This window comes from Rhizobium sp. SSA_523 (assembly GCF_030435705.1).
Classification (GTDB): domain Bacteria; phylum Pseudomonadota; class Alphaproteobacteria; order Rhizobiales; family Rhizobiaceae; genus Neorhizobium.
The window spans coordinates 2,987,746-3,009,454 of the sequence record NZ_CP129382.1; the positions used below are offsets into that span (position 1 = coordinate 2,987,746).

General features: G+C 59.9%; 21 protein-coding genes. 11 read left to right on the forward strand and 10 right to left on the reverse strand.

Annotated elements, in window-relative coordinates:
* Positions 1-8: 8 nt before the first annotated feature.
* Entirely contained in the window at positions 9-1,130 is a 1,122-nt protein-coding gene (recF, locus tag QTJ18_RS22445) for a DNA replication/repair protein RecF (RefSeq protein WP_252753611.1), read from the reverse strand.
* A gap of 173 nt (positions 1,131-1,303) precedes the next feature.
* On the opposite strand from recF, the gene QTJ18_RS22450 reads away from it, so the two are divergent.
* The 3 genes from QTJ18_RS22450 to QTJ18_RS22460 are packed head-to-tail and all read left to right on the forward strand — an operon-like array spanning position 1,304 to position 2,425.
* Positions 1,304-1,591, forward strand: a complete 288-nt coding sequence (locus QTJ18_RS22450; protein ID WP_252753610.1) for a hypothetical protein — start codon at positions 1,304-1,306, stop codon at positions 1,589-1,591.
* 54 nt (positions 1,592-1,645) lie between these two features.
* Positions 1,646-1,867, forward strand: coding sequence for a SlyX family protein (locus tag QTJ18_RS22455; protein ID WP_252753609.1), 222 nt, complete (start codon positions 1,646-1,648; stop codon positions 1,865-1,867).
* Positions 1,868-1,876: 9 nt separating this feature from the next.
* Complete coding sequence (locus tag QTJ18_RS22460; RefSeq protein ID WP_252753608.1) at positions 1,877-2,425, forward strand: DUF924 family protein; 549 nt, start codon at positions 1,877-1,879, stop codon at positions 2,423-2,425.
* Positions 2,426-2,495: 70 nt separating this feature from the next.
* Here QTJ18_RS22460 and dnaJ read toward each other — a convergent pair whose 3' ends face one another.
* The 5 genes from dnaJ to QTJ18_RS22485 form a co-directional block, all read right to left on the reverse strand.
* Positions 2,496-3,635 carry a molecular chaperone DnaJ gene (gene dnaJ / locus QTJ18_RS22465; protein ID WP_252753607.1) on the reverse strand — a complete coding sequence of 380 codons (1,140 nt, stop codon included), beginning with the start codon at positions 3,633-3,635 and terminating at the stop codon, positions 2,496-2,498.
* 82 nt (positions 3,636-3,717) lie between these two features.
* Positions 3,718-5,619: a molecular chaperone DnaK gene (gene dnaK / locus QTJ18_RS22470; RefSeq protein ID WP_252753606.1), complete on the reverse strand. Its 1,902-nt coding sequence runs from the start codon at positions 5,617-5,619 to the stop codon at positions 3,718-3,720.
* A gap of 198 nt (positions 5,620-5,817) precedes the next feature.
* Complete coding sequence (locus QTJ18_RS22475) at positions 5,818-8,211, reverse strand: transglycosylase domain-containing protein (RefSeq protein WP_252753605.1); 2,394 nt, start codon at positions 8,209-8,211, stop codon at positions 5,818-5,820.
* A gap of 280 nt (positions 8,212-8,491) precedes the next feature.
* A complete protein-coding gene (locus QTJ18_RS22480) occupies positions 8,492-9,709 on the reverse strand; it encodes a site-specific integrase (protein ID WP_252753604.1) in 1,218 nt (405 codons plus the stop codon).
* Positions 9,682-9,972 carry a hypothetical protein gene (locus QTJ18_RS22485; RefSeq protein ID WP_252753603.1) on the reverse strand — a complete coding sequence of 97 codons (291 nt, stop codon included), beginning with the start codon at positions 9,970-9,972 and terminating at the stop codon, positions 9,682-9,684. The genes QTJ18_RS22480 and QTJ18_RS22485 overlap by 28 nt, the downstream gene beginning before the upstream one ends.
* 335 nt (positions 9,973-10,307) lie before the next feature.
* Here QTJ18_RS22485 and QTJ18_RS22490 point away from each other — a divergent pair, with 335 nt between their 5' ends.
* From QTJ18_RS22490 to QTJ18_RS22510, 5 genes are all read left to right on the forward strand, one after another.
* Positions 10,308-10,544: a DUF6894 family protein gene (locus QTJ18_RS22490; RefSeq protein WP_252753602.1), complete on the forward strand. Its 237-nt coding sequence runs from the start codon at positions 10,308-10,310 to the stop codon at positions 10,542-10,544.
* A 693-nt stretch (positions 10,545-11,237) separates the two neighbouring features.
* Positions 11,238-11,639, forward strand: a complete 402-nt coding sequence (locus tag QTJ18_RS22495) for a response regulator (protein ID WP_252753601.1) — start codon at positions 11,238-11,240, stop codon at positions 11,637-11,639.
* A gap of 180 nt (positions 11,640-11,819) precedes the next feature.
* The gene (locus QTJ18_RS22500) at positions 11,820-11,987 is read left to right on the forward strand and encodes a hypothetical protein (protein ID WP_252753600.1); all 168 of its coding nucleotides are present in this window, start codon (positions 11,820-11,822) and stop codon (positions 11,985-11,987) included.
* A 126-nt stretch (positions 11,988-12,113) separates the two neighbouring features.
* Entirely contained in the window at positions 12,114-12,482 is a 369-nt protein-coding gene (locus tag QTJ18_RS22505; RefSeq protein ID WP_252753599.1) for a cupin domain-containing protein, read from the forward strand.
* Positions 12,483-12,920: 438 nt separating this feature from the next.
* Entirely contained in the window at positions 12,921-14,687 is a 1,767-nt protein-coding gene (locus QTJ18_RS22510) for a sensor domain-containing phosphodiesterase (RefSeq protein ID WP_252753598.1), read from the forward strand.
* A gap of 158 nt (positions 14,688-14,845) precedes the next feature.
* On the opposite strand, the gene QTJ18_RS25610 is transcribed toward QTJ18_RS22510, so the two are convergent.
* Both QTJ18_RS25610 and QTJ18_RS22515 read right to left on the reverse strand, forming a co-directional pair.
* A complete protein-coding gene (locus QTJ18_RS25610) occupies positions 14,846-14,932 on the reverse strand; it encodes a small membrane protein YohP (RefSeq protein ID WP_489667229.1) in 87 nt (28 codons plus the stop codon).
* 243 nt (positions 14,933-15,175) lie between these two features.
* Positions 15,176-17,320, reverse strand: coding sequence for a histidine kinase dimerization/phosphoacceptor domain -containing protein (locus QTJ18_RS22515; RefSeq protein WP_252753597.1), 2,145 nt, complete (start codon positions 17,318-17,320; stop codon positions 15,176-15,178).
* 573 nt (positions 17,321-17,893) lie between these two features.
* Between QTJ18_RS22515 and QTJ18_RS22520 the strand changes: the two genes are divergently transcribed.
* Positions 17,894-18,118: a hypothetical protein gene (locus QTJ18_RS22520; RefSeq protein WP_252753596.1), complete on the forward strand. Its 225-nt coding sequence runs from the start codon at positions 17,894-17,896 to the stop codon at positions 18,116-18,118.
* A 100-nt stretch (positions 18,119-18,218) separates the two neighbouring features.
* Positions 18,219-18,572 (forward strand): hypothetical protein, encoded by a 354-nt coding sequence (locus tag QTJ18_RS22525; protein ID WP_252753595.1) that lies wholly within the window; start codon positions 18,219-18,221, stop codon positions 18,570-18,572.
* Here the strand turns inward: QTJ18_RS22525 and QTJ18_RS22530 are convergent.
* Positions 18,566-19,093, reverse strand: a complete 528-nt coding sequence (locus QTJ18_RS22530; protein WP_252753594.1) for a YbaK/EbsC family protein — start codon at positions 19,091-19,093, stop codon at positions 18,566-18,568. The two genes, QTJ18_RS22525 and QTJ18_RS22530, sit on opposite strands and share 7 nt — an antisense overlap.
* Positions 19,094-19,604: 511 nt before the next feature.
* Between QTJ18_RS22530 and QTJ18_RS22535 the strand changes: the two genes are divergently transcribed.
* Complete coding sequence (locus tag QTJ18_RS22535; RefSeq protein WP_165216198.1) at positions 19,605-19,814, forward strand: cold-shock protein; 210 nt, start codon at positions 19,605-19,607, stop codon at positions 19,812-19,814.
* A 502-nt stretch (positions 19,815-20,316) separates the two neighbouring features.
* Here QTJ18_RS22535 and QTJ18_RS22540 read toward each other — a convergent pair.
* Positions 20,317-21,699, reverse strand: coding sequence for a dipeptidase (locus tag QTJ18_RS22540; protein ID WP_252753593.1), 1,383 nt, complete (start codon positions 21,697-21,699; stop codon positions 20,317-20,319).
* Positions 21,700-21,709 lie beyond the last annotated feature (10 nt).

The window sequence follows — 21,709 nt, forward strand, 5'->3', positions numbered from 1 at the left end:
TCGAAAGGTCAGGGCAGGATTTTGCCCTGGCTGACGGTGAAGAATTGCGCGCGGGGTCCCAGCGCGTCGAACATGGCACGATCCGTGCCGGTCATGAAGGCCTGGCCGCCCAGCCCGTCGACGAGATCAAAGAGCGCCGCTCGTCTGCCTTCGTCGAGATGGGCAGCAATCTCGTCCAGCAGCAGCACGGGCGCATAACCGGTCATATCGGCCGTCAGACGCGCATGCGCCAGGACGAGGCCGACCAGCAGGGCCTTCTGCTCGCCGGTCGAGCATCGTTCCGCCTCGATATCCTTGTCGCGGTGACGGACCAGGAGGTCGACCCGGTGCGGCCCGGTCAATGTGCGCCCGGCGGCCGCGTCGCGGTGGCGCGTATCGCGCAGGATCTCCACAAATGCGTCCTCCAGCTCGGCAAAGGGCCGTTCAGCCTCCTCGTCGAGGAAGCCGGACAGCGCCAGAGCCGGAGAGGGGAAGGGTGATTCGCCGGTTCGGGCGATCAGCGCCGTAAGAAGCCCTAGCATTTCGCGACGGGCCGCGGCCATGGCAATTCCGAGTTCGGCCATCTGCACCTCGATCGCCGACAGCCAGGCGGGATCGAAGCGGCCTTCGGAAAGGAGGCGATTGCGGCTGCGCATGGCTCTTTCATAGTCGGCGGCGCGGCGGCCATGCGCCGGGTCGAGCGACAAGACAAGCCTGTCGAGGAAACGCCGCCGATCGGATGCGCTGCCGGTAAACAATCCGTCCATCGCGGGCGTGAGCCAGAGAACGTTGAGATGATCGGTCAGTTCTTCGACCGACCGCGCCGCTGTGCCGTTCAACCGCAGCCGTCGCGCCGAGACCTCGTCGCCGGCATCGATTCCGGTGCCGATGGCGACATCGCCCTCGCGCCCCACCACCTGTGCGAAAACGGAAAATCCCCCCGGCGCCCCAACCCGCGTGACATCCGAGAGAACGGTGCGCCGGAGACCGCGCCCCGGCGAGAGGAAGGAGACCGCTTCGAGAAGATTTGTCTTGCCTGAGCCGTTATCGCCGGTCAGCACCACATGTCGCTCATCGATAGCCAGCGTCGCTTGCGCATAATTGCGAAAGTCCGTCAGCGTCAGTTTCGTGAGATATGTCCTGTCTGCCATGGTGCCTTATCAGGTGTTGAACATGCAGCTAGCGGCTCGCCGCAGCGATGGCAAGCTGTGCAAGCTGCCGGAGGCAAGAGAATCCTGTAATGCTCTGTCAAAAGAATCACTGCAGCTCTCCGCTCGGAATTATGTTAGTCTTGACTTCGGTTCACCTGTTCCGGGAGGCGGAAATGAGCAGGCATGAGGAACTGACGCCGGAGGAGGCCCGCGCCGACCATTGGCACATGCTGCGTTTCCTGGCCACGAACGCGGTCTTCGGCTTTCTGCTGGGGCTGATGATTGCCATGGCAATGATCTGGTTTGATTTCGCGGATCTGGGAACGCGTATCGCGCGCGCTCGAAACCCATGGCTGGTGATGTTCATCCTCGCGACACCCCTGTGCTTCACCTTTGCCGGTGCCGTCACGGCCTCCGCCGTGATGCTGATGCCCTATCGGCGCAAGAAGGATCTCCCCTGATAGGCAGTGCATCCGATCTTTTCAGCCCTTGGCCACTCAGATAGGAGAGAGACCATGACCGAAAAATCGACATCCGATCTCGACCGCATCATCACGCTCGAAGAAACCGTGGCTTATCAGGCCAAGACCATCGAAGAACTCTCGGAACAGATTGCCGAGCAGTGGAAGGTGCTGGACCAGACGCGCCTGAAGCTCGACCGGTTGACGGAACGGTTCCTGTCATTGGAAGAGGCCTCGCTCGAAGCGCCGGCCGTCACCAAGCCTCCGCATTATTGAGCCCCAACGATGACGCAACATCATGACGCCGCAGACGAAGTCCTGTCCTTCTGGAAACGGGCGGGACCGGAGAAATGGTTCGACAAGGATGCCGAGTTCGACGCATCCTTTCACGACCGGTTTCGGGATCTGCATTTTGCCGCGGCCCGGCAGGAACTGGTCCCTTGGCTGGACGGCGCGGAGAGTGCGCTTGCGCTGATCCTGCTGCTCGACCAGTTTCCCCGCAACTGCTTCCGGGGCACCGCGCATATGTATGCGACGGATCCGCTGGCGCTGAATTACGCCCGTCAGGCTCTGGAAAAACAATGGGATGGCAGCGTCGAGGACGCGCTGAAGGTCTTCTTCTACCTGCCCTTCATGCATTCGGAAGTGCTGGCCGACCAGGAACTCTGCTGCCGTCTCTGTGAGCCGCTGGATGAGAAGACGATTCGGTTCGCGATCGAGCACCGCGATATCATTCAGCGTTTCGGTCGCTTTCCGCACCGCAATGCCATCCTCCTGCGCGAGACGACGCCGGAGGAGGCGGCCTATCTGCAGGCTGGTGGTTTCTCCGGTTAAAGCGACCCGAAAAGCAAACGCCGGCGGAGCCGGCGTCTGACCTGATGACGTCATGGCGTTCGGAGAGGCCTTAGCCTTCGAAGAATTCCTTCATCCGGGCAAAGAAGCCGGTGGATTCCGGATTATTTTCTTTCGACGAGATCTCCTCGAACTCCTGCAGCAGTTCGCGCTGGCGCTTGGTCAGCTTCTGCGGGGTCTCGATCTGGATCTGGATGTAGAGATCGCCTGTCTGGGCGGAGCGCAGCACCGGCATGCCCTTGCCCTTCAGGCGGAACTGCTTGCCCGGCTGCGTGCCTTCCGGCACCGTCACGCGGGATTTGGTACCGTCGAGGGTCGCCACGTCGAACGTGCCGCCGAGCGCCGCCGTCGTCATCGAGATCGGCACGGTGCAATAGAGATCGGCGCCGTCGCGCTGGAAGAACTGGTGCGGCTTCACCGAGAGGAAGATGTAGAGGTCGCCGGCCGGCCCGCCGCGCGCGCCCGCTTCGCCTTCGCCCTGCAGACGGATGCGCGTGCCATCCTCGATCCCCGACGGGATGTTGACCGAGAGGGACCGCTCTTCCGTGATCCGGCCCTGGCCGTGACACTTGGTGCAGGGATCCGGAATGATCTGGCCGCGGCCGTGGCATGTCGGACATGTCCGCTCGACCGAGAAGAAGCCCTGGCTGGCGCGCACCCGGCCGGAACCCTGGCAGGTGCCGCAAGTTTTCGGCTGCGTTCCGGGCTTGGCGCCCGAGCCGGAGCACACGTCGCAGGTGACGGCTGTCGGCACCCGGATCTGAGCCGTCTTGCCGCCGAAGGCCTCTTCGAGAGTGATTTCCATATTGTAGCGCAGATCGGCACCGCGCTCGCGGCCACCCGAGGAGCGCCGCGCACGGCCGCCGCCCATCATCTCGCCGAATATGTCTTCGAAAATATCGGAGAATCCACCGGCACCGAAACCACCGGCTCCGCCACCAAAGCCGCCGCCGCCCATGCCGCCCTGTTCGAAGGCCGCGTGACCGAAGCGGTCGTAGGCTGCTCGCTTCTGGGGATCCTTCAAGGTCTCGTAAGCCTCGTTGATCTCCTTGAACTTCTTTTCGGCTTCCGCATCACCCGGGTTCTTGTCCGGATGATACTTCATCGCGAGCTTGCGGAAGGCGCTTTTCAGCTCCTTCTCGTCAGCGGATTTGCCGACACCCAGCGTTTCGTAAAAATCTGCTTTTGCCATGGAGGTAACGGCTCCCGAAAGGGTTCCGGCTGCACGAGGCAGCCGGATACTCTACGCGATTACATGAGGACCAGTGAAAGCATCAGGCCGACTTCTTGTCGTCCTTGATTTCTTCATAGTCGGCATCGACAACGCCGTCTTCAGCCTTGCCACCTTCGGCACCGGCTTCCGCCTGCTGCGCCTCATAGATGGCCTGACCGAGCTTCATGGAAACTTCCATCAGCGTCTGCGTCTTGGCCTGAATATCGTCCGCGTCCGGCTCGGAAGCCTCGACGGCGGTCTTCAGGTTGGCAACGGCATCCTCAATGGCCTTGCGATCCTCTTCGGAAACCTTGTCGCCATATTCCTTGAGCGACTTTTCCGTCGAATGGATCAGGCTTTCGGCCTGGTTTTTCGCTTCCACCGCAGCACGGCGCTTCTTGTCTTCTTCAGCATGCGATTCGGCGTCCTTCACCATCTTCTCGATGTCGGCGTCCGACAGGCCACCGGAGGCCTGGATGCGGATCTGCTGTTCCTTGCCCGTGCCCTTATCCTTGGCAGAGACCTGAACAATACCGTTGGCATCGATATCGAAGGTGACTTCGATCTGCGGCATGCCCCGCGGAGCCGGCGGAAGACCGACGAGATCGAACTGGCCGAGCAGCTTGTTGTCTGCCGCCATTTCACGCTCGCCCTGGCTGACGCGGATCGTCACGGCCTGCTGATTGTCTTCGGCCGTCGAGAAGACCTGGCTCTTCTTCGTCGGGATCGTCGTATTGCGATCGATCAGACGGGTGAAGACACCACCAAGCGTTTCGATGCCGAGCGACAAGGGCGTGACGTCGAGCAGCAGGACGTCCTTGACGTCACCCTGCAGAACACCGCCCTGAATGGCAGCACCCATGGCAACCACTTCATCGGGGTTCACACCCTTGTGCGGCTCCTTGCCGAACAGCTGCTTGACGGTTTCCTGAACCTTCGGCATGCGGCTCATGCCACCGACCAGAACGACTTCGTCGATCTCGGCAGCGGTGATGCCGGCATCCTTCAAGGCCGCCTTGCAGGGCGCCACGGTGCGCTGCACCAGGTCATCCACGAGGCTCTCGAACTTGGCGCGCGTCAGCTTCATGGTCAGATGCTTCGGACCCGAGGCATCGGCCGTGATGAAGGGCAGGTTGATTTCCGTCTGCTGCGACGAGGACAGCTCGATCTTCGCCTTTTCGGCCGCTTCCTTCAGCCGCTGCAGCGCGAGCTTGTCGGTCTTCAGGTCGATGCCGTTGTCCTTCTTGAACTCGGCCGCGAGATATTCGACGAGACGCATGTCGAAATCTTCACCGCCCAGGAAGGTGTCGCCATTGGTCGACTTCACTTCGAAGACGCCATCGCCGATTTCCAGAACCGAAATATCGAAGGTACCGCCACCAAGGTCGTAGACGGCGATCGTCTTGCCGTCCTTCTTGTCCAGCCCGTAGGCCAGGGCGGCTGCCGTCGGCTCGTTGATGATGCGCAGAACTTCAAGACCTGCAATGCGGCCGGCATCCTTGGTTGCCTGGCGCTGCGCGTCGTTGAAGTAAGCCGGCACGGTGATGACGGCCTTTTCGACCTTTTCGCCGAGATAGGCTTCTGCCGTTTCCTTCATCTTCTGCAGGATCATGGCGGAGATCTGCGAGGGCGAGTAGCCCTTGCCATTCGCCTTGACCCAGGCATCGCCGTTGTCACCGCGGGAAATGTCGTAGGGAACGAGGCCCTTGTCCTTCTCCACCGTCGGATCCTCGTAACGACGACCGATCAGACGCTTGACGGCAAACAGCGTATTCGTCGGGTTGGTCACCGCCTGGCGCTTGGCCGGCTGGCCCACCAGGCGCTCACCATCATCGGTGAAGGCGACCATGGAGGGCGTCGTGCGAGCGCCTTCGGCGTTTTCGATGACCTTCGCATCCTTGCCATCCATGATGGCGACGCAGGAATTGGTTGTGCCGAGGTCGATGCCAATTACTTTTGCCATTTTCTTCTCTCTCCTGAAAGCGAACTGTCGGAACCCCGCATGAAGGCATTCCCTTGACAGTTCCTCGACTGGGATATCATCGCAGCATGCACTGCTGTCATGCGGCGTATATAAGGACCGCTCTTTTCGACTGCAAGGCGCGATCAAGCCCTCGCATCAGCAAAAATAAGCGGTTGCGGCCGGTTATCGTGGAAAGCCTCATTGCCCCATGATGATGTCGAGAAGCGTGGTATGGCGCGGCGCGCCACGCCCTCCGACCTCGCCGGGAGGAACCGGCCCTTCGCCGATCCCCGCGGGCGGGATCGGCCCGCCATAAGGGTCCTCCTGAGGGCGGTATTCGCGGTAATCGCGATAGACGCCGTCGCCGGCGAGATCGCCCGGAGGTGCTGTCGGGGGTGCTGTCGGGGGTGCCGTCGAGGGCGTTGTCGGCAAGGCTGCCGGAGGATAGGGGTCAGCCGAGCCCTGCTGCGCCGGCGCCAGGTCGGATGAGGGCGCGGCGGGCGCTGCCGGATAGTCATCGGCGCCGTGGCCTGAAAACACGCCGGAAATAATGTCGCCAATGCTCGGCGTCGTCAGGTCTTCCGCCGGCAAAGCGGGCTGCACGCCAACCCCCAGCAGGGGTGTCGGGCGGTAGCCATCAAGCGCCGCGGTCATGAATTCCTTCCATGTCTTTGCCGGAAGATTTCCGCCAGTCACCTTCTTCATCGGCGTGCCGTCATCATTGCCGAACCAGACCCCGGTGGTCAGCGTGCTGGTATAACCGACAAAGATGGCGTCCCTGAAGGATTGCGTCGTTCCGGTCTTGCCTGCCGCCTGCCATTTCGCCAGCCGTGCCGATCGGCCGGTCCCCGAGGTGAGGACGCCGTTCAGCATGGAATTCATCGTCGCCACGATCTGCTCGCTCAGGACGCGGGGAGGGCTGGAGAAGTCCGCATCGTAAAGAACCTTGCCGTCGGTGTCGGTGATGCGGGTCACGAGATGGGGGGTGGCCTTCAGGCCGCCATTCATGAAGGGAGCATAGGCTGCGGTCAGCTCGACGAGCGAGACCTCGGACGTGCCGAGCGCAATGGAGGCATTCGGCTGCATGTCCGATTCGACGCCCAGGCGATGCGCCATGCTGATCACCGTTTTCGGCCCGAGCTGCACGACGAGCTGCGCTGCAACCGTGTTCAGCGAGTCCGCCAGGGCCTTGCTCAGCGAAACCGGGCCACTGTATTTCCCCTCGTAGTTTTCAGGCGTCCAATTGCCGATCCTGATCGGCTTGTCCATCATGACCGTATCCGGCCGGTAGCCGGCCTCGAGCGCTGCGGCATAGACGAAGGGCTTGAAGGCGGAACCCGGCTGCCGCTTCGCCTTGAAGGCGCGGTTGAACTGGCTTTGCGTATAATCGCGTCCGCCGACAACGGCCCGGATGGCCCCGGTGGAATCAATGGAGACAAGCGCCGCCTGCGAGGCATTCAGCTTGGCCCCGTCCTTTTCCAGAACTGCGCTGATGGCCTTTTCGGCATCCTTTTCCAGCCGGAGGTCCAGCGTCGTCTGGACGGTGACGTCGGTTTTGACCTCGCCGATCAGCGACTTCACCTCATCCATGACCATATCCGCGGCATAATGTTCGGCCCCGGACCAGTAACTGCGCGCCTTGGTGGGCGGCTGCGACATGGCGGTCTTCACTTCGTCATCGGTGATATAGCCTTCCTCGCGCATCGCGCCGAGTACGACCTGCGCCCGCTCCTCCGCCGCCTTCGGATCGCGCGCCGGCGACAGGCGGGTCGGCGCCTTCAAGAGCCCGGCAAGGGTCGCAGCCTCCGCCAGATTGACGTCGCGCGCCGACTTATGGAAGTAGCGCTGCGAAGCGGCCTCCACGCCATAGGCGTTGGACCCGAAGAACATGCGGTTCAGATACATGGCAAGGATCTGATCCTTGGTGAACTTGTGCTCGAGCCAGAAGGATAGCAGCACTTCCTGGATCTTGCGCTCGAAGGTGCGCTCCGGCGACAGAAACAGGTTCTTCGCCAATTGCTGGGTGATCGTCGAGCCGCCCTGGATGCTTTCGCCCAGCACGTTGTTGACGACGGCGCGCGCCAGGCCCAACGGGTCCACGCCGAAATGCGAATAAAAGCGCCGGTCCTCGATGGCCATCACGGCCTGCGGAATGAAGGGAGACATCTCCTCCAGCGCGATCGCCTCTCCGCCCGTCGTCCCCCGATTGGCGATCAGGGTGCCGTCCAGGGCGGTGATTTTCAGATTAGGCGGGCGGTTGGGAATAGTCCAGCTGCTCGCGCTCGGCATCTGGGCACCGTAATAGAGAACGAGGCCGCCAATGCCGATCCCGCCCCAGATCCCGAGGACGATGCACCAGTAGATCAGGCCTTTCAACGCGCCGAACAGCCCGCCGCGGTTTTGCCGGCCGCGTCTCGCCCGGCGGTCCCGCCGGGCATGATCTTCTGCCGGCACCGGTTTGCGAACACGCTCGCCGCGCTTCGTCCGTCCGCCGATCCGATCGCCGGCATCGACAACCAGTTCGTCATCCGTCGATTGATCATCATCGAAAGACGGTTCCACCCGGTGTCGTGATCTGCGTGCCGATGCCATCGGTTCGGTGCTACTCCTCAATGCGGTTGCATATCTTCCCGGCCGCGGGGCTCGATCTGCCGGTCCGTCCAGGCAGTTTCCCGGTCCGGACGGGTCCGGGCAGCGAAAAGAACCTTCCCACCGGTGTTCTCGCGTCCCTGCAGGGTAAATGCGGCGATTTAAGGGGGCGTTAATTACGCCGAACCGGATTGTTTTTGTTATCCAATCACTTGAACGTCATCCGTTACCGCACGTTACCAGGGGTGTTACCGCGGGTGTTTTCGGTCCGTTCTCGCGGTGCTTAAGCCCCTTCCGCCTTGCCCTTTCGTCCCTTGATCCGGGCATCGGCGAAACGCTCTGCTGCCTCGATCGCAGCCCGGTCGTAGACAGACGACGTGGTACGTTTGCTGGAGTGTCCAGCTACCTTCGCGGCATCATCGGTTTCGACGCCGGCCGCTCGGCCCTCGGTGATTCCTGATGCTCGCAGATCTCGCGCCCATGCTTTCGAGCTGATGCCGGCGGCTTTCCGGTCGGCCTCCCACCGCTCTGTGACGACACGGTTGATATAGGGTAGGCCAGTCTCTTCTGAGACTATAACGGGTCCTGTTCGCTTCTCCGCGGGCCAGTGCTCCATCTCCTCCAGCACCATCGGTGCCTTGATCAATGGATAGACGATCGATTTGCCAGTAGTGCCGTCTGTCTTCGATGGGCGGTAGCGGAGCACCAGGCCATCATCAATATTCTCCCACCGCAGCCCGAACCACTTTGTTTCTGCACCCGGATTGATGACGTCTGATATCCCGCCCCTGTCGAGAGGCCACCACTGGCCAATCACGTCCCAAAGGCGAAGCGTCGTTTCATAAGCCAAGGCATAGGCCAGTGCCGACGACGGCCGGCCAGCAGCGTGTGCTGCTAAGCGTGCGGCAATAACCTCCTCGGCCGTGATCACCATTTCCCGCGGCCGCGGTTTTGGCAGCTGACCCCGCGCAGTCACAAGGATCTCGCGCAACTCTATGCAGCCGGGATATCTTCGAAGGATTCCATGCTTGATGGCCGCCTCCAAGACCGCACGGCAGGTCGCTGCAGCGGCTAGATGCTTTCCGCTGTCGGACCAAACCTTGTGCCAACGCAGAACATCGATGCCATCGATTTGGTCGACCCGCCGCGGGCCAACGTGGTCTTCGATCTTCTGGAGGTAGTGATTGTACGGTACTAGCGATCCTGGCTTCAGTCTTTGGTACGAGCTTTCCGGATCGCGCTGGTAGATATCCAGAAGGGAGCGGATTGTACCGTCGAACTTCATCACCTCCCGGCGAAACCCGGCGCGCCAGAGCATCATCTCCGCCTGAAGGAGATTGCAGCGCGCGACCAGGATATCCGGCTGGTCCCGAAGCCTGTCGAGATTGACAGTCTTAGGTGTGTAACCATTCTTTACGTCTGCCTCGTCTGCCACCCAATACGGGACACGACGACTGGCGCGCTTGATCCATTTCAAGCCCTCTGCCTGGATCTCTTCCATGCGCCTTCGTTCTCCTCGCCATCGGGCATGCCCCTGCCGCTTGTCGGTACCTTTAGATACGTATCATAAAACAGCTTAACGAGCGGCACAGGCCTGCCGCCGTGCATAGGGTCCACCTTCGGAAACCCCGGCGCCTTTTCGATGGCTGGAAAGCGATTCCTGAGCCAGTCATTCGCTGCCTTCTTCCCTACGAGTGCGACAGCGATATCATGATCACTGGCGAACATGGGCAGATTTTCGAATGGTGAGTAGCCGCTGTTCATGTTGCTGCTCCTGCGACTTTTTTCGAACCTTTTTGCAACTTCTGCTTCGGATGTTTGTCTGACCCGAAATGACGAAAGAGGGCGCTCAGAATCGCTTTATTGCCGTCCGTGAAGAGGGCGAGTGCTGGTCTGTCGCAGATGCCCGGACGGGTTTGGAGGTTTTGGTCCGTGGCGTCCCACTGGTTCTCCTTCCTGAGAACAAGGCAAAAGCAATCGCACTGTGTCTGAACGCCTCTCAGGTTGTGAACTTCAACCTGCACTGATGTCAGAAAGCTACGGGGCGCGGAACTTCCCCACGCAGGCCCGGTTCGGCAATCTTTCAATGAGGTCGATCTATGCCCCGTTATTTTTTCCACCTTTGTGATGAGGGCGCACTCGACCAAGATGAAGAGGGGACCGACCTTCCTAATGACGACATCGCCTTCCAAGAAGCTGTTTTGGCAGCGCGAGAGATGGTCAGCGAGGAAGTGCGAGGCGGCAACGTTATTCACGACCGCGTCTTCGTAGTTGTATCGTGGGACGGGCGGACAGTCTTCAGCTTCCCCTTCCGCTCTGTCATTCGCTTCGACTGAAGGATGTTCGCGGGTCGATGAGGCAGACAATTGTTTACCCGTCACAGCCGACAGCCGGAGTGTCCGATCACCGAACGCTCTCCGCACGAGACGCCGCCTTTCGAAGGGTACGCTGGCAGACAAAGACTCGCCATATATTACGTGTATAGTGAATGAATCGTCACCAACCGAATTTGTAGGCGGTGACGGCTGAGGGTTCTTACGTACTCCCGCCTGCGAATACAGGAGGGGTGCAACTATGTTGACCTCAAACCGACTTCCGCAATCGTCAGACCTCAAAAACCTGCTGTGCTCATGGGCGCAGCGGTACACGCCTGATTGCAGGTTGAGTGACCGAATTGCCACGCGAGCGCTGAGCATCGCCGTCATGCAGCCGGACATCTTGCTTGATCTGGACGGCGAACTAGGGTCAGAGCTTTTCAAGCTACTGCACAATATCGCGTGCGAGGAACTCAGAGGGTGCGCTGTGCCGCCGGAGCTCAACCCCGGGTTAACTCTCATCGAGTAATATTGTTTCGTAGCAGGCAGAGGAGGTGGATGAGCAAAGTCGCAGCTCTCACCGATCTTGGAAGCCCATGCGTGGATAGGGTCATTCAGCGTACGCTTTGACTCCTTCAGGAGATCCGAAGGTACAAAGACGGCGTAGACCCTGCCAGCTTGACGCCGCACTTCACCAACCACAGGACCAAATGATTGCCTGGATCTGATGTTCAAATCGTTCTTGTCGCCGAGGATGATCCAATTCTCCGTATGGAGATAGAAGACATCCTTGAGGAAGCTGGCTTTCAGGCGAAGGTAACTATTGATGCTAGCGAGGCGCTGGCCACACTGGAAGCTGCCTCTGAGAATTTCTGCGCCCTGCTTACCGATATCCGGATGCCCAACGAGGGCGAGGGATGGGGTGTGGCGCGATTCGCGCGAGAACTTCAGCCGTCTCTTCCGATCATCTACATGACCGGCGACAGTGCGGAACATTGGAGGGCGCAAGGGGTGCCGGGAAGCATATTGCTTCAGAAGCCCTTCGCCCCGGCACAATTGATCACGGCGCTTGCGGGCTTGCTCAACGAAGCGGCCATGATGGATATTCCGCGGTAGGCACATTCAAAGTCCGCGGTACACCTCGTCGTGCACGAGGTGAGTTTCCTCAGCACCTGCAAAGCTTATCAGCGCAGCGTGACAATCGATTTTCATCTGACGGCTCCTCCACGATAGCGCCCCGTTGCATCTTTCTTCCGTGTCTGTAGTTCGGACCCCATCACATGAGGAGACTTCGACATGACGGAGCAGACGATCAAAGACGCTGACAAGACCATGATCAAGAACGAGGGTCCGAGGCGTTTCAACGAGAGCCTCGACATGAGCAAGACCCCTGAGCAGGAGGTCAAGGAGGGCGAGAAGCATCGCGCGATCCGGCCAAAGAGCTCATACGGCACCACAAAGTAGGACAGGCTCGGCATCAGCCTTCCTCCCCCTTTGAGGTGATGAGTGTGCGGTCTGCACGAACGTACAAGACTGAGGCCACGCGTCCTTGTAGACCGTCGTCTCACCTTTCATCGAGACTTCGCCCCTATGATCGTCGCAACTAAATTTCTTCAAGAGCTCGAGTCGGTTACGGAGCTCTGGTCGCCGAAAGTCGTCGGCCGGGTCAACGATCAGTTCATCAAGGTAGCGAAAATTAAAGGCCAAATCGCTTGGCACAAGCACGACGACGAAGATGAGTTGTTCCTGGTCGTTAAAGGTCATTTGAAGATCCAGTTTGAAGCTGGGCTGGAAACAGTGCTTCGGGAAGGTGAGTTCTGCGTCGTTCCTAAGGGCGTGCTCCACAATCCGGTAGCAGATGAAGAATGCTGGATCGTTCTGATCGAAACCGTCACAACGAAGCACACGGGCGATGTTGTCACGCCTATGACGAAGTCGATCGAGAGCCAGTTGGTTTAACGCCATCTTCCCTTCCCAGAATCGATTGGGGTGCTGGGTTTTGGATCTTGCTCATTCGCAGGCTCCCCATTGATTGCACACAGTGTTGAAGTCGCGAGCGAGCAGGGAATAAGCACTTGGTGGTAAGGGGGCGTTAATGCGCCGAATTCAGATTATTTTTGATATACAATCACTTGACCGTCATCCCGAGCCGAACCGGATGGAGCGTGAGCCGCTGCATCCTGCCCGACCGCGCAACGCATGGTCATATCTTCTCCCGCAACGGATCATGGCTTCAGCAATCGCAGCACGCGAAATCGTTTTCGGCGCTTAAGCCATCATTCATCATCTCCCAAGCGCGGGGAAGCCGGAGGGATGGCGGCTGCAGTATTTTAACTGAAGCTAAAACAATGCCGGTCACGTTGGGTCCGAAAAAAATCGAACGGGCAAGGGGCTGTTGTGACCTACGAAGAGAAGCGCCTTCTTGCGCTGAGAAATCTCAATCTGCTCGATACGCCGGCCAGCGAGAGCTTTGATCGCATTACCCGCATGGCCAGCCAGATCTTCCAGCTTCCCATTGCGGCCGTTTCGCTGACGGATACGGACCGGCAATGGTTCAAGTCCAAGGTCGGGGTGGATCATGACACGATTCCGCGCGAGAACGCGCCCTGTGGCGAGGTATCCGATAGCTGCGATCTTCTGGTGATCGAGGATTTCACGCTCGATCGGCGCTATTGCAGCAGCCTGTTGGGCGAAAGCGGCATCCGCTTCTATGCCGGTGCGCCGCTTACGACCAGGGAAGGATATTGCCTTGGCGCCTTGTGCGTGCTTGGCACCGAGCCGCGCAAGATCACCCAGGCGGAAACCTCGGCCTTGCAGGATCTGGCGCTGATGGTCATGACGCAGATCGAGCTTCAGCACGCCTTCGGCCGTATCGACCCGATCAGCGGGCTTCCGAACCGGGTCCAGTTCAGCGACGATCTTGCCGATATGAAGCGGGACGCGGCCAATGATCGGCGGGTCGTCGTCGCACTGGATCTTGCGCAACCTCACGAAATCGAGCGGCTGTCCGCGGTGCTGGGGCCGCATGCATTCGAGCAGGTTGTCGAGGATTCAGCACGCAACCTGAAAGCCTTCCTGACGCAGGGTGCGAATGTCTATCACGTCTCGCACAACCAGTTCGTCTTCGTCACCCCCGCCGGCACGGATGAGGACGAATACAAGGATCGTCTCGTGGAGCTGCTGGCCTCCAGTCTCGTCGCCGACGAGATAAAATATGCTGTCACGCCGGCCTGCGCGGTCCTGACGGTTGACCTGCGCGCGATGTCGGCGGCTGACTGCCTGAGAGCCCTGTCGAGCGCTGTGCACAAGACGCGGTCTCTGAACGAAAGCGTCGGCTTCCTCTCCGAAAGCCATGATCTCGATTATCAGCGCAAATTCCGGCTGCTGAACGATTTCGCTCTCGCTCTTAGCGCGCCGGACCAGCTACGCGTGGTGCTTCAGCCGCGGGTTGACCTCCGTGATGCGCGAATGGTGTCTGCCGAGGTCCTGCTGCGCTGGCGTCATCCGGAACTGGGCGAGATCTCGCCCGGGGAGTTCGTCCCGATCATCGAGCACAGCGCTCTCGCCTGGCCACTGACAAAATGGGTGATGGCGACGGCCTGCGGCCAGCTGGGACCATGGTTGAGGCAGGGGCACATCATTCGGTTGTCGGTCAATTTTACCGCAAGCAATCTCAAGGAGGATGCGGTCGGCGAAGTACTGCGTATTCTGGACGAGAACGGCGTTCCGCCGCAGGCGATCGAGATCGAGCTGACGGAGACATCCTTGATGCAGGATGACCCGCAGGTCCTGACAAAACTCGATGAACTGGTGGAGCGCGGGATTTCCATCGCGATCGATGATTTCGGCACCGGCTACAGCAGCCTCTCCTATCTCCAAAGGCTTCCGGTCGACACAGTGAAGATCGATCGCTCCTTTGTCAGCGTTCTCTGCAAAGGCCCGCGCGAGCAGAAGCTGGTTCAGTCCATGATAAGGCTGTCTCAGGACATGGGTTATCGCGTCGTTGCGGAAGGCATCGAGGTGCCGGAGGCTGCGGAAATGCTGCGGTCAATGCGCTGCGACGAGGGCCAGGGCTACTGGTTCTCGCGCCCGCTCGAACTTGAAGCCTTCGAAGAGTTTCTGCATGCCAATTCCACGGCCCGCGTTTTGGGCGCTGTCGCCTGATCGCGGGGACCGATCCCCGAAGCCCATCAGAGGATGGTTCTGGGATCTCGTCCAAGGGCGCACTATAAAGATTTGCCGCAGAGACATGACCCCTGCGGCCTGATCTTCATGGCCTCATCTTCATGGCCTCATCTTCATGGCATGTCGAAACCTGCGCTCTAGAAGATCAGCTTCAGGAGCAAGACGACGACGATAAGTCCGATCAGGAAGATGACGCCGACCGTTCCGCCGATGAACTTCAACATATGCCTGTATCCTTTACTGCCAGAGATTGCAGGAGCAAAGCGTCCCGCTCCTGCATGGGAAATCCCTCAAGGCGGACTTGGTTCCACCTTTGCCCGGTGAGGAGACGGCAGGCGATGATCGCCGTAAACAGGCGGCAGGGCGCAGCCTGTCAGTGGGTCGAGCGGGTCATGCACCCGGCATATGAAGTGGATGTTATGCCGGACCGCAGCGCTCAGCGGTCCTGCTAAGTGCAGACAGGCCGGCTACCCCAGTTTCTCCATCTGGATCGGCGCCGTCAGGATCACTCTGAGGCCGGGCATATTGTCCTCCTCGTCCAGATCGCCGCCCAACCGTTCGACGATTGCGCTGAGCATTCGCGAACCGAATCCGGCGGCCTTGGATTTCTGCTTGCCCTGGCCGCGATCGGACACGATCAGCCGCATCATTCCGCGGTGCTGCTCGAGCTTGACGGTCAACGGACCGGTGCTGCCCTCATAGGCATATTTCTGGGCGTTGATCACGAGTTCGGTCAGAACGAGGCCGATATTGACGGCGCGGTCGGTGGCGATCAGAACCGGCGCAAGATCCACCGTCAGCTGCTCCTTCCACCCCTGATCCATGCCCTGCAGCGTATCGACCAGCAGGGTCTCGATGTAGCGGGCGAGATCGATGACCTCGATACTGTCGTCCTGGTAAAGACGGCGATGGACAAGAGCCACGGCATTCAGGCGCTTCTGGGCCTCATCCAGGCTCTGCTTGATGTCGGGCGACTTGGAATCGCGCGCCTGCAGGCGCAGAAAGGCGGAGACCAGCTGAAGCGAGTTCTGGACGCGGTGATTGACCTCCTTCAGAAGGAAGTCCTTCTGCTTCAGAAGTGTCTCGTTCTCGCGAACGGTGATCGACAACTCGCGATTGAGATCGCGCAGGCGCTTGTTGTTGCGCTGCTCCAGCATCAGTCGGGCAATGCGGGTCGCCGCTTCAATCTCGGCATGGCTCCAAGGCGGCGCCTTTCCCCTGACGCTTTCGACCCAGGTCTCGAACGAGGCTCGCGGCTGAAGCTGCGCGCCGGGGGTGACCTCCACATTCTTGTGGGGATTGCCGGCCCATTCGACCAGTTCCACCTTCTCGGCGCGAAACCACATCAGCACGGTGGGCACTTCCGTAGACATGGTGACGGCCAGGAGGCCGCTTGCCAATTGGCGGAACCCCTCGGCTTCCGGCCATTGCCGTGACAGGCTCGAACTGGAAAAGGGCTGGGTGGCCGCGGGAATGCGCACGTGATCGGCAATCCGCCGGAGGTCGATCCTGTCCGGCGCGGTGCCGAATATAAAAAGATCCTTGCCCTGAACGGCGGCAAAGCCATCCGCAGTCAGAAGACTGGCAAGTTCGGCGCCTGACTTTTCGAGAAATGCATCAAGCGATCCGTCGCTGTCCGCCTTGGCCAGCACCAGATCCTCCTGGCTTCGCAGGCGCAGGCGCTCGCGATACAGTTCCGCGTCCTCCTTTGCCCTGATCTGTCGCGACAGGCCATTCGCCAAGGCTTGGCAGCCCAGGCGCGTCGTCAGCGGAATTGCCCTTGGCTGGCTATGATGGCAGGCGATGAGCCCCCACAATATGCCATCCTTGACGATGGAGATGGAGGCCGACGCCGCAACCCCCATATTTTTCAGGTACTGGATGTGCACTGGCGAGACGCTCCGCAGCGTGGAGTCGCTGAGGTCGAGCTGTCGAAGGTCGCGGTCGGATTGGATGGGACGCGGCTGATAATCGACATCCGGAATGACCCTCGACCGGTTGCGGATATAAAGCGCGCGCGCCTGTCTTGGAATGTCGGAGGCGGGGAAATGATGGTTGAGGAAGCTCGAAACGCCCGAAGAATGGCTCTCGGCAATCACCACGCCCGCATCATCATCGAGAAACTGGTAGATCAGAACCCTGTCATAGCCCGTCAGGCTGCGGAACATGTCCGCACCCTCGCGGCAAAGCTCGTTGACGCTGATGGTCCTTTCAAAGCGCATGGTGGCCGCATCCAGCGCCAGAAGGAAGGGTGCCGGTTCGACGGGCGCCGATTCGGCCTGTTCGAGTTCCACGATCAGATAGGCGCCGGACCGGTAGGCGACGGCATCCGTTTGGCCGGCGGAGGTCTGGATGCGGCCCAGAGCCGTAAGCTTTCCGGCGTCGGCATCCCTGGCTTCGTCGGCCAGAGCCTGTCCCAGAACCGCAACAAGGCTGAAGCCGCGGGCATAATCGGGAATGAAACGGGCGATATCGCCGGCTTCTCCCACGGTCGTCATCAAAGCAGGATCAACGACCAACAGGATCCCATGCGGCTGGATTGATCCGGGAATATGAATCGGTTCTCGGTCACAAGCCGTGATGTCGGTCACTGTTTGGTCTGTATCGTCCATCACGTCCTCAATTAAACCGCGGTGCAGAGCCCAAATTCAAAGGTTAGCGTCTACTAAAGTGGCAATGGCAAGGCGATCAAGTCTAAGCATCAAATCTTGCCACGCTTCCGACTGGGTTTCGACCTGAGACGTCGTCACGATGACTTGAAATGCTGATGAAATTCACATTTTCGCAGCGCTGCTGACGTCCCCCACTTTCTCGTCTCCCGTTGCCAGACTACCCCAACGGCTTTCTTCAAAAATCGTTCAGTTTTGCTGTGCAAGACCGATTGAAATCTTTGGCAAGCGTGCGCGTGATCCGTCCTGCGGCCTTTTTTCAGCGCGCTTCCATGGTCTCTTTGTCTGCCGTAGTACCGTTTTTCGCTTTTTATTAAGAATATGCTAAATCATCAGTGAATATTGATAATTGCAGGCCCCGGCAGGCGAGCGCAGTATGCCCATCATTTGTCGGATGCCGCGGTTGACCATCTCGCTGCCGTGTCTACGTCACAGGGGACGGCACGAAACGAAACACGGCGTCCCAGACGCCATCTTCAGAAATTACCGGCGACAGGGGAAACGGGGCTGTCGTTCATGGAGGATGTGGTGCGTAAAAAAGTCTTTCGACCGCCCGTGAACCCCGAGCAACTATCCTTGCTCCAGCAGGTCTTCGATGCGGCCTGTGCTCAACACCAGATCAGCAAGTCCAGCCCGGACGGCGAGGCCCTGGCCGTCATCCTTGTCAATTCCCTGCAAAAGGGCATGAGCGAGAAAGAGGCGCTGGCTTCGCTGGCGGAAGCGCTGGCCCAAAGCCGCTGACAGCATGCCCCAGCTGATGCCGATTTTTGCCGGGAACCGAATCCCGGTTCCGTCGTTGTCGCCGGTATCAAACTCCCGGCAGAACGATAAGGAGCAGGCTATGGTGGAATCGGTCGGCAGCAATATGGACCAGCTGCGCGCTAACGAAACGGCACGCGAAGCCCGCGGTACAGTCGAGGCGGAAATCTCCGCACTGCGCTCGGAAGTGGCCAGCATCCGCTCCATGCTGTCCCAGGCTGGCGCGCAAACCCTGGACAAGGTTACGCAGGGCGCTGAACGCGCTGCAGATTATGTACAGGAAGAAGCCCTTTCGGTAGCCGGCGCAATTCGCGAACATCCGGCGACAGCCACAACCTTGATGACCCTCATCGGCGGCATCGGCTTTGCCATCGGCTATCTTGTTGCATCCGCCCAGGCGGATCAGAAGCAGGCCTGGTATCGCCGTTACTACTGATTTGGATCGCATCCGCCGGCGGTGGCTAAGCCGCCGGCGCTGACAGAGGCGCCTGGCGGAGGCGCCTGGCAGACATCCACCCACTCGCCGTGCGTCAGTTCTGCCATACGGTCGGGGGAAAGCCGCACGGCCGCATTGGTGGCGCCCGCGGCGGGTACGACCAGATCGTGCCGGCGCAGCGACTGGTCGAGATACACCTTCATGGGATTGGCAAGACCGAAGGGGCAGACGCCGCCGACCGGATGGCCGGTCTGCGCCACCACATCCTCTTGCCCCAGCATGCGCGGCTTTGCCCCGAACCGATCCCGAAATTTCCGATTGTCGAGCCTGCTGTCGCCGGAGGCTACGAGCAGGACCACATCTTCACCGGCACGCAGGCATATGGTTTTCGCGATCTGGTCCGGAAGCACGTGATGCGCCAAAGCGGCGAGGGCGACGGTCGCCGAGCTCTGCTCGGTTTCGATGATCGTGATGTCCGGGGCGCGGGCGGCGAAGAAATCTTTGACGGATGTAAGGCTCATGCGGGCAAGGCTAGTGCGACAAGGGTGGCTACGCAAGCCTCGCACGCCGTTATGCAAATTTCGCATTGCTGCGCTGCGAAAAGCAGTCTGTTTTTTAAGCGAGGATCAGCTAGATTGACATCATCGCAAGACGCACTCCTCCTCCCAGCGCCTTGCGACGGGACCGGCAACACCTCCTCCTCCCGGTTGCTGGTCAGTTTTGAAAGCTCGGCGCACCTCCTCCCGCGCCGAGCTTTCTTCGTTTTAGCCCCCCCATTTTCTCGCATCAAGGCAAACGGAACGTGCCGATGGAGGGATCGGTGAGGAGCTTGGAACGAGCTTGGACGGGAGCTTGCCGGCGACTTCACCTTGACACTGCAATGGCCCGACGCTACCTCCTACGCATCGATATTTGTTTGACAAGCGGCACTGCAGCGCTGACGGCGCTTACGACGATCTTTCTTCAAATACGAGCTAACCGTTCCGCTTCGGCTGGAACTAAAGTCAACGTTGCGAGCGAAAGGACGTCGTAATGGCTACAGGTACTGTGAAATGGTTCAATGCTACCAAGGGTTTTGGTTTCATTCAGCCCGATGATGGCGCTCAGGACGTTTTCGTTCACATCTCTGCTGTCGAGCGCGCCGGCATGGCGGGCCTCAAGGACGGCCAGAAGATCGCTTACGAGCTGGTGACGGACAAGCGTTCGGGCCGGGTTTCCGCCGACCGTCTGCAGGCTGCTTAAGCCCTTCTCGCCTCAAAGCGAGCGAGTTTTGAGAAATGGCGCCCTTGTAATCCGGGGGCGCCATTTCCATATTATGGCCAAGCGGCAAGACGACGCGATCTCCGGGCAGCAAAAGCGTTGCCAGTCTTTCGGAGGCCTGTTCCGTTAACGGAACATTAACCTTCTTGAGAGACGATGGAGATACTCAGTGCTGATCAATCAGCGCCGTCGACATGCCGAACCTGTTTCGGGCCCTGACCACGGATGTACTGGCAGAGCGAGACAGGCGGATAAAAGGTCGGGTTCAAGCCCGACCTTTTTGCTTTTCATGCTAAGGTTCAAAAACAGCCGGCGCTTGTTTTTAGAGATCTCTCCTGCACAACCGAGCCTGTTGCGTATCCCGGAGCCTCCAGGCCGCACTGCCTGGTGTCATCAGGAGAGAATGCCGATAACCACGCCCCGCATAGCAAAAACCCCTCGTCGCGGGACGAGGGGCTGTTTGCAATTGGCAAAGAGGCTCCGTTCAGAGCGCCGACAAGATGCGAATCCAGGAGCGGATCCCTTTGTGGAACGAGTTCAGGTCGTATTTCTCGTTTGGCGAATGAATTCGGTCGTCAATCAGGCCGAAGCCGACGAGCAGCGAATCCATGCCGAGATAGGTCTGAAAATCGCCGACGATCGGGATGGAGCCACCCATGCCAACCACGACGGCAGGCTTCGGCCATTCATCGGAAAGCGCTGTCTTGGCCTTGGTCAGAACAGGCGAGTCATAGGACAGCTGAATGGCCGGCGAACCGCCATGCTCGTGAAATTCGACGCTGCAATCGGCGGGAATGTGCGATCGCACATAGGACCGGAAACTCTCCCGGATTTTCGCCGGATCCTGGGCGCCGACGAGACGGAACGAGACCTTCGCCGATGCCTTTGCAGCGATTACGGTCTTGAAACCCTCTCCCGTATAGCCGCCCCAGATGCCGTTGACCTCACAGGTCGGCCGGGCCCAGGTGAGCTCCAGAACCGACCGGCCCTTTTCGCCGGATGGTTCCGAGAGGCCGACCTCGCCGAGAAAACCTTCCGCATCGCGGCCCAGCGTATCCCAGCTCGCCTTGATATTGGCCGGGGTTTCTTCGACTCCGTCATAGAAGCCGGGAAGCGTGATACGGCCCGTTTCGTCGCGAAGTCCGGCCAGGATCTGTGTGAGAATATGGATGGGATTGGCCGCTGCCCCGCCAAAAAGGCCCGAATGCAGGTCGCGATCGGCGGCCGTCACCGTCAGTTCCTCGCCCACAAGTCCCCGCAGCGTTGCCGCGATCGCCGGGGTTTCAGCATCCCACATGCTGGTATCGCAAACCAGTGCGTAATCTGCCTTCAGCTCCCGGGCATTGGCCTCCAGGAATGGCTTCAGGGACGGCGACCCCGATTCCTCCTCGCCCTCGAACAGGATCGTCACTTTGACGGGCAGCGATCCGTGCACGTCCTTATAGGCACGGCAGGCCTCGACGAAGGTCATCAACTGGCCCTTGTCGTCCGACGTGCCGCGCCCGGTGAGGACCTTGCGGCCGTCGCCGAGGTCCTTGATCATGGGCTCGAAGGGGTCATTCTCCCAGAGGTTCAGCGGGTCAACCGGTTGCACGTCGTAATGGCCGTAGAAGAGCACATGCGGTGCGTCGGCCCTGCCGGCATCGTGATGGGCAACCACCATGGGATGGCCAGGAGTCGGCCGGACAGAGGCCTTAAAACCGAGTGCCGTCAATCGTTCAACCAGCCATTCCGCTGCCTTCTGGCACTCCGCTTTATAGGCAGGGTCCGTCGAGATGGAGGGAATGCGCACCAGCTCGAAAAGCCGGTCCAGGCTGGAGGCGAGGTTGCGGTCGGCCTGGTCGAGCACAGGGGAAAGATCGGTCATCAGGAGGTCT

Coding starts and splice junctions, on each gene's coding strand:
- QTJ18_RS22460 (WP_252753608.1), top strand. CDS start 1,877: ATGACGCAACATCATGACGCCGCAGACGAAGTCCTGTCCTTCTGGAAA.
- dnaJ (WP_252753607.1), bottom strand. CDS start 3,635: ATGGCAAAAGCAGATTTTTACGAAACGCTGGGTGTCGGCAAATCCGCT.
- QTJ18_RS22515 (WP_252753597.1), bottom strand. CDS start 17,320: ATGGACGATACAGACCAAACAGTGACCGACATCACGGCTTGTGACCGA.
- QTJ18_RS22520 (WP_252753596.1), top strand. CDS start 17,894: ATGGAGGATGTGGTGCGTAAAAAAGTCTTTCGACCGCCCGTGAACCCC.
- dnaK (WP_252753606.1), bottom strand. CDS start 5,619: ATGGCAAAAGTAATTGGCATCGACCTCGGCACAACCAATTCCTGCGTC.
- QTJ18_RS22450 (WP_252753610.1), top strand. CDS start 1,304: ATGAGCAGGCATGAGGAACTGACGCCGGAGGAGGCCCGCGCCGACCAT.
- QTJ18_RS22480 (WP_252753604.1), bottom strand. CDS start 9,709: ATGGAAGAGATCCAGGCAGAGGGCTTGAAATGGATCAAGCGCGCCAGT.
- QTJ18_RS22525 (WP_252753595.1), top strand. CDS start 18,219: ATGGTGGAATCGGTCGGCAGCAATATGGACCAGCTGCGCGCTAACGAA.
- QTJ18_RS22535 (WP_165216198.1), top strand. CDS start 19,605: ATGGCTACAGGTACTGTGAAATGGTTCAATGCTACCAAGGGTTTTGGT.
- QTJ18_RS25610 (WP_489667229.1), bottom strand. CDS start 14,932: ATGTTGAAGTTCATCGGCGGAACGGTCGGCGTCATCTTCCTGATCGGA.
- QTJ18_RS22475 (WP_252753605.1), bottom strand. CDS start 8,211: ATGGCATCGGCACGCAGATCACGACACCGGGTGGAACCGTCTTTCGAT.
- QTJ18_RS22455 (WP_252753609.1), top strand. CDS start 1,646: ATGACCGAAAAATCGACATCCGATCTCGACCGCATCATCACGCTCGAA.
- QTJ18_RS22500 (WP_252753600.1), top strand. CDS start 11,820: ATGACGGAGCAGACGATCAAAGACGCTGACAAGACCATGATCAAGAAC.
- QTJ18_RS22490 (WP_252753602.1), top strand. CDS start 10,308: ATGCCCCGTTATTTTTTCCACCTTTGTGATGAGGGCGCACTCGACCAA.
- recF (WP_252753611.1), bottom strand. CDS start 1,130: ATGGCAGACAGGACATATCTCACGAAACTGACGCTGACGGACTTTCGC.
- QTJ18_RS22485 (WP_252753603.1), bottom strand. CDS start 9,972: ATGAACAGCGGCTACTCACCATTCGAAAATCTGCCCATGTTCGCCAGT.
- QTJ18_RS22540 (WP_252753593.1), bottom strand. CDS start 21,699: ATGACCGATCTTTCCCCTGTGCTCGACCAGGCCGACCGCAACCTCGCC.
- QTJ18_RS22530 (WP_252753594.1), bottom strand. CDS start 19,093: ATGAGCCTTACATCCGTCAAAGATTTCTTCGCCGCCCGCGCCCCGGAC.
- QTJ18_RS22505 (WP_252753599.1), top strand. CDS start 12,114: ATGATCGTCGCAACTAAATTTCTTCAAGAGCTCGAGTCGGTTACGGAG.